The 6,418-nt window shown below is 37.0% G+C and carries 6 protein-coding genes; 5 read left to right on the forward strand and 1 reads right to left on the reverse strand.

Translation table 11 applies throughout. The features are described 5' to 3' along the window. Positions 1-25 precede the first annotated feature (25 nt). From fliD to AACS92_RS00935, 5 genes are all read left to right on the forward strand, one after another. Positions 26-1,489: a flagellar filament capping protein FliD gene (gene fliD / locus AACS92_RS00915; protein WP_099108239.1), complete on the forward strand. Its 1,464-nt coding sequence runs from the start codon at positions 26-28 to the stop codon at positions 1,487-1,489. Between the two features lie 12 nt (positions 1,490-1,501). Continuing rightward, positions 1,502-1,912 carry a flagellar export chaperone FliS gene (gene fliS, locus AACS92_RS00920; protein WP_086956342.1) on the forward strand — a complete coding sequence of 137 codons (411 nt, stop codon included), beginning with the start codon at positions 1,502-1,504 and terminating at the stop codon, positions 1,910-1,912. Next, positions 1,912-2,289 carry a flagella biosynthesis regulatory protein FliT gene (gene fliT / locus AACS92_RS00925; RefSeq protein WP_099108240.1) on the forward strand — a complete coding sequence of 126 codons (378 nt, stop codon included), beginning with the start codon at positions 1,912-1,914 and terminating at the stop codon, positions 2,287-2,289. The genes fliS and fliT overlap by 1 nt, the downstream gene beginning before the upstream one ends. 285 nt (positions 2,290-2,574) lie before the next feature. Beyond that, complete coding sequence (locus AACS92_RS00930) at positions 2,575-2,955, forward strand: hypothetical protein (protein ID WP_099108241.1); 381 nt, start codon at positions 2,575-2,577, stop codon at positions 2,953-2,955. Between the two features lie 96 nt (positions 2,956-3,051). Next, positions 3,052-3,789: a cyclase family protein gene (locus AACS92_RS00935; RefSeq protein ID WP_099108242.1), complete on the forward strand. Its 738-nt coding sequence runs from the start codon at positions 3,052-3,054 to the stop codon at positions 3,787-3,789. Between the two features lie 81 nt (positions 3,790-3,870). On the opposite strand, the gene AACS92_RS00940 is transcribed toward AACS92_RS00935, so the two are convergent. After that, positions 3,871-5,877, reverse strand: a complete 2,007-nt coding sequence (locus AACS92_RS00940; protein WP_153044718.1) for an autotransporter outer membrane beta-barrel domain-containing protein — start codon at positions 5,875-5,877, stop codon at positions 3,871-3,873. Between the last annotated feature and the right edge of the window lie 541 nt (positions 5,878-6,418).

Raw genomic sequence — 6,418 nt, forward strand, 5'->3', positions numbered from 1 at the left:
ATGCTTTACAAATAAAGGAGTCAATATGGCTAGCATTTCCTCATTAGGGGCCGGGTCCGGGATGGATTTGGGTTCTTTGCTGGATAAACTTCAGGCAGCAGAAAGAAAACGTTTAGAACCATTAGCACAGCAACAAACAAGCTATAAAGCAAAGCTGACCGGTTTTGGCACATTAAAAGGCAGTCTGGAAAAACTTCAGACCGCTTCGGAAGAACTAAAAAAATTCGATAAGCTTAATACAACTAAAACAAGCGAAGACCATAAATTATTTACTCCAAGCACGGATTCCAAAGCCAGCCCGGGTAACTATAAGATTGAAGTTGAGCAGCTTGCCGTAGCGCAATCTTTGCAAACCGCATCTGTTCCCAGTGTAAAAGAACAGTTGGGAGAAACTTCGGCAACAAGTCGTACTATCGTTATTGAGCAGGAAGGTAAAGACGGTAAAACAGAACTCATGAAGATTGCTCTGACCGATGAGCAAACTTCTCTGGTTGAGATCCGTGATGCAATTAATAAGCAGGAAGGTAATGTTAACGCCAGCATTATTAAAGCCGACGATAAAAATAATTATCTGATTCTGACCGCTAAAAAAGCGGGTACAAAATCGATGATGAAAATCAAGGTCGAAGGTGATAATAAACTGAACGAATTGCTGGAATACCCACCAAGCGATAAAAATCGCACAGGTGTAATGCAAGAAAAAGTTCCCGCAAAAAATGCAATATTACACGTTAATGGTGTCAAAATTGAGCGCCAGACTAACGAAATAAAAGATGCGCCGGAAGGTATTACCCTGAATCTGAAAAAAGTTTCAGAAAAAGAAACTGTAAAAGTTAAAGGGGACGATGGCGAACTGAAAGAAGTAGAACAGTTCAAATCCGAAACACTGGTTGTTTCCCGTGATATTGAACCAATGCAGGAAGCAATTAAAAAGTGGGTTGATGCTTATAATGACTTACAGTCTACTTTTGATTCGCTGACCAAATTCAAAGCGGTCGGAAAAGGTGAAGCGGCGTCAAAAGATAATGGTGCTTTGCTGGGTGACGGAACACTGAAAAATATCCAGAACCAATTAAGACACCAATTATTTGCCGCCCAGAATGTTGCTGATATCGCTACCTTAAATAAATTGGGTATTAAACAGAAATTGGATGGCACACTGGAAATCAATAAAGATAAACTGGAAAAGAACCTGAAAGAGAAACCGGCCAACGTTAAGGCTTTCTTTATGGGCGATGGTGAAAAAACCGGCTTTGCAACCCAGACTTACAACCTATTAAAGAAAACGTTGGATAGCCATGAAGGGACTATCGCAACCGCAACCGAAGGCATTAATAAAAGTCTTAAAACCCTTGAGAAACAAGTGGAGCGGACAAATGACACTATTGATGCCACAATGGAGCGTTATAAACGTCAATTCACAGAATTGGATAAACTGATGAATTCCCTGAATAACACAAGTTCATCCCTATTCCAGCTTTTAAGATAATTAAAGGATAATATGTATCAACGTTCGGCAAGCCAGTTATACGCTCAGGTAGATCTTGAGAGCGAAATTATGAATGCTTCTCCCTATCAGTTGATTCAGATATTGTTCAATGGGGCGCTCAGCGCCCTACGTCGTGCAATTATTCTGATGCAACAGGGAAATATCCCGGAAAAAGGTTTAGCTATTTCAAAGGCGATAAATATCATTGATAATGGTCTGAAAGAAGGACTTGATTTCGAAAAAGGCGGAGAGATTGCTCAGAATCTTTCTGCTTTATATGATTATATGAGTCGTCGTTTACTCCATGCTAATTTACGCAACGATGAGAAGGCTATTACCGAAGTGATTGATTTACTTACCGAGATTTCAGATTCTTGGCGGCAGATAGGTCCTCATTACAACGCCAGTCAGGATATTGTTTGATGAAAAATGATCTGGATCTTTTGTCAGCTTACCAGCAGATCCTTAGTTTAAGTGAGCAGATGCTTGATTTAGCTAAAAATGAAAAATGGGATGTACTTGTCGATATGGAAATCACCTATCTGAAAGCAGTAGAAGTGGTTACCTTAATATCAGAAGATTCAGATGCGCCTATTTCATTGCAGCAGAAATTAACCAAAATTTTGCAGACTGTCTTGGATAATGAAAATGAAACTAAGCGGTTATTACAAAAACGCTTAGATGAACTCAGCGACCTGATTAAACAGGAAAGCTGCAAACAATTATTGCATGATACTTATGGGCAATTCCCTGTCAGTGATTATGAAATGGAGTTAACGCCTACGACAGAGAAAACATAAAAATAACAGCGGCACCATAATATTTTATTAATATAATAATAATGAGTGGTATCGTTTATTGATCTTATTTCAGGTGGTGTCATTTAGTCACCATCCCTTTTTCGGGGATCCTGATTCGGCATTATATTTTATGCATAATTTGCAAACAATCAATATAAAAACACAAACATTTTCAACACAAAAAATTAACTCAAAGATGATAATAACGGCTGTTTCTTGCAAGAAGAATACGGAAGAACAATCAAATTTTATTATTATTTAAAATAATATATTCAATGGAATGATATGAAAAAATTTCTCACTTTTACTATGTTATTTATCCCAGCGATAGGCATCGCTTCGACAAATGAAAATTTAGATTACTGCGCTACGACAGAATCGTGGGCAGCTTATCAGGTTATAAACGCCGCAGTCAGGAAAAATAACCAACTGGATAAGCATCAGGCAAATTCAATATTAATTAACAGACACCTTCTGGAAAAAAATAAGTTACCGATAACTTATTCAGCCTGGGGCGAACTTTATTCCCAGACAATAGAAGTTACCATTCCTTATATTGACAAGAATAAATCACCGGTGATTATTATTGCTTCATCGATTATTTCTGAAGAGGAATGTTCTTTTTCCGATCCCACCTATGTTGATATCACCCCAAAAAGTTATTAATATCCACTAACAAACGAATCTCGGTGGCTGCCCCAGTCACCGACGATTGAATATATCACCTGTCATCCTCAAAAAATTAAAAAAGATGAGGTTTTTATGACGAATAATATTTTACAGGCACTCACTTTATTAAAATCTAAAAAATGGATCGATCTGACTCACAGCTTTGATCAACATTCTCCTCATTTTTCTATGTTTCCCCCTGCTCAAATTAAAACATTATTTAGTTATCAGGATGGCTTTTTCACCCAACAATTTACTTTTGTCGGGCAATATGGCACGCATATTGATGCTCCCTGCCATTTTATTCCTGATGGTCGTTTCCTGAATGGGATTGAATTAAAAGAACTAGTATTACCATTAATAGTTATTGACAAATCAGAACGGGCAGAAAAAGAACCCGATTTTTCGTTGTCCAAAGAAGATATTCTTTGTTTTGAAGCCGAGCATGGCATTATTGAAGCTGATACTTTTGTTGCATTAAGAACAGACTGGAGTAAACGCTGGCCTTCTCAGGAAAAAATGGAAAATAAAGATATTAACGGAAATAATCAGACACCCGGCTGGGGATTAGATGCACTCAAGTTTCTGTTTGAGGAAAGGAAAATAAAAGCCATCGGGCACGAAACATTTGATACTGACTCCTCGAAAGATGCCAGAAATAATAATGGGTTCCTCGGCGAGCATTACGTTTTAGCACAGGATACGTATCAAATAGAAATCATGAAAAATTTAGACAAGGTTCCTACTCGTGGCGCGATTATTTTCAATATTGTCGCTAAACCAGAAAAGGCAACAGGGTTCCCGGTACGTTCATTTGCGATAATCCCGTAAGTTACAATAGGTAGTTCAAGCATAACTGACAAAAGAATGCACTAAGCTTGAACTACTTTCCTGACAAAAACTATTTAATGCTTAGAACAATACCTTAAATCCTGCTGTTGTATGTATCGGAGTTTCGATTTTATTGCCATGAAGGTAATTTGCCTCAGCGTAAACAGAGATATTTTTATTCACATTAGTATTTATACCCAAACCATATTTACCGGTATTACCGGAGTAATTATTATCAAAAGTCACTTTGTTAATATTGACTTTATTGCTGCCACTAAATTCATGGGAAACAGCCAACTTAGCATATGGCATAATCTCCATACTACCTAATGTCAGATGAGTACCAAAACGTGCACCGGCTTCACTTTGTAAGCTATTTGTTCCGTGAATGTCAGTCTGCATACCATTACTGAGTGTATAATCAGCACTGCTGATGTGAGAATAACTGACTCTTACATAGGGATCAAAAGTAACACGTTGAGATATTGGCAAGGTATAGCCCGTTTCCAATGAAGCAGTGAAAGCACTCTGATTATAATCAGCCCGTCCGATATCACCGCTATTCATTCTGGTTCTAATTTGGTTTTTCAGACGATTACCTTTCAGCACTGTATCAAAATACAAACCTGATTGATCCAGATAGGTCGCATACAGACCACTACTGTAACTCTCAACATCGCCATTACCACCGATATTGAATTTAACATTAGATTTGCTGTATGACGTGAAGGCACCTGTTAATAATTTACCTCTTTCCAGCTCAAATTGTTTACCTACCCCGATTTGCAGCCCATTCATGGTATTTTTAAATGCGGCATAGTGATGAGTATTCAGGCGGCTATTATCGCTAAGATGGCGTACCCAAACCTCCATTTCACCATCACTGCTACGCAAATTGCCCTGCCGCTGGTGTAAAGTATTTAACTCAGTGTTCAGAATATGTTGTGAAGAAGCAGACATGCTCATTATATTTCGGGCACTGGAACTAAAACCAATTGGAACAAGTGTACTCTTATTATCAGTCTTAGTCGGATTAGTCATTTCTGTCGGATCTTTTTTTGGTTTCTGAGGCAGCTCTTTTTTCTCATTTACCAGATACCATTCCGTATGTTCGCCATCTTTTTTACTCTCTAACCGATAACGATATTTATGAATACCAATATCTACAATGCCATCTTTGTTCAGTAAATCAAACTGAGCATCACCTGCATTGATATATACAAGACGGATATTTTCTGTGTGAACAATTTCCCGCCCTCTATCTTGGACTAAGATGCCAAAATTACCAGACGCATGGCCTGTTACATAAATCAGATCACCAATATTATCAGCAAGACTGGTAGATAATTCAAAATTACCTGTGCCTGATAAGCTATTTATCTCCAATTTATTATATTGTGCCCCTGACTCATACCCATACATCGTTATTTTACTACCTGGCAGCATTTCAAGATTATGGATCTGCGTCACTAAATATGGCCCAGGCTTATCAGGGAATGGGGCATCACCATCTTCTCCATCATCTTCATTCCATGTTGGAGTAATATCTACGAGTCCCGCTAATTTCAAATTTTCAATTGAAACATTAGCTGCTGGTACGGGTGTATTGAACTTCACGTTGACAAAATTCCCATCAACATTGTCAATCGTTAATACTGCATCTTTGGCTACATAGAGCCCCCCTTTTGATACAGCGTGTGCTTCCATATTAAGATATCCTCCAGGATTAATAATGGTATCCTGAACGGTTGGGGCCCCCGGCGTGTTTAATTTAGATTTAATAAGAAATATCACCGAATCCTGATTAACAATCGTGTTAATAGCAGTCCCACCTCCATCTATTTTCAATGTTGAGTCCTGATTCAATGTTACATTTTTTATTTCTTCTGAATCATGCAGATATAGCATTGATTTATTATCAAATACCGTATCTGAAGGGATATTTTTAAAATGAGGTATCCCACCATCATCACGGGAATAATCAAAAAATTTATCACCAAAAATACCAGAAATAGGATCAGCAACAGACATGCCTGAAATACCGAAAACAAACGCAGATATAGCTAAAGACAAATAGGTTCTTTTCACTCTACAACCTCTATATTACATTCTCTTTCTTTAGCACTCGATACAACTGACATAAAAAGTGCCGTAACTTAATAATGTTACATTATTTTTATTTTACCCATTCACCATTAATCAACTATTCCCACGCCATATTCACTTAATAAAAAACACGGAATATACATTAATTATCTCAATGATTCATTTAAATAATTCAATTAGAAATAATCTAGCATCATCCACGATAGCATTAACAATAAAACAGAAAATCAATATTTATAACCATCAAAATAACAATTTTTATAATTTCATAATGGGATAATCAATATAAATGGCCCATCATCAAATTTAATAACGCCTGTATTTACGAATAGTTCATCAGTAATTTTAATACTGCCTATCAAAAAATAGATAAGCCTTACCCCTTTTAGAAAGGGGATTAAAAAAATAAAGTATCTACCTTATAAAGGTTATCTGTTCAATTTCCTTCCCGAGAAACTGTATCGAATAAAAAGTATTTAATATTTGACTCATTATTAGTCTAACAAGCAGGAGTTAAGTAATG

The organism is Xenorhabdus sp. KJ12.1 (genome assembly GCF_963876495.1).
Taxonomy (GTDB): domain Bacteria; phylum Pseudomonadota; class Gammaproteobacteria; order Enterobacterales; family Enterobacteriaceae; genus Xenorhabdus; species Xenorhabdus stockiae.

Bases quoted from the DNA above. Each gene is read 5' to 3' on its own strand.
- fliD (WP_099108239.1), top strand. From the start codon at position 26: ATGGCTAGCATTTCCTCATTAGGGGCCGGGTCCGGGATGGATTTGGGT.
- fliS (WP_086956342.1), top strand. From the start codon at position 1,502: ATGTATCAACGTTCGGCAAGCCAGTTATACGCTCAGGTAGATCTTGAG.
- fliT (WP_099108240.1), top strand. From the start codon at position 1,912: ATGAAAAATGATCTGGATCTTTTGTCAGCTTACCAGCAGATCCTTAGT.
- AACS92_RS00930 (WP_099108241.1), top strand. From the start codon at position 2,575: ATGAAAAAATTTCTCACTTTTACTATGTTATTTATCCCAGCGATAGGC.
- AACS92_RS00935 (WP_099108242.1), top strand. From the start codon at position 3,052: ATGACGAATAATATTTTACAGGCACTCACTTTATTAAAATCTAAAAAA.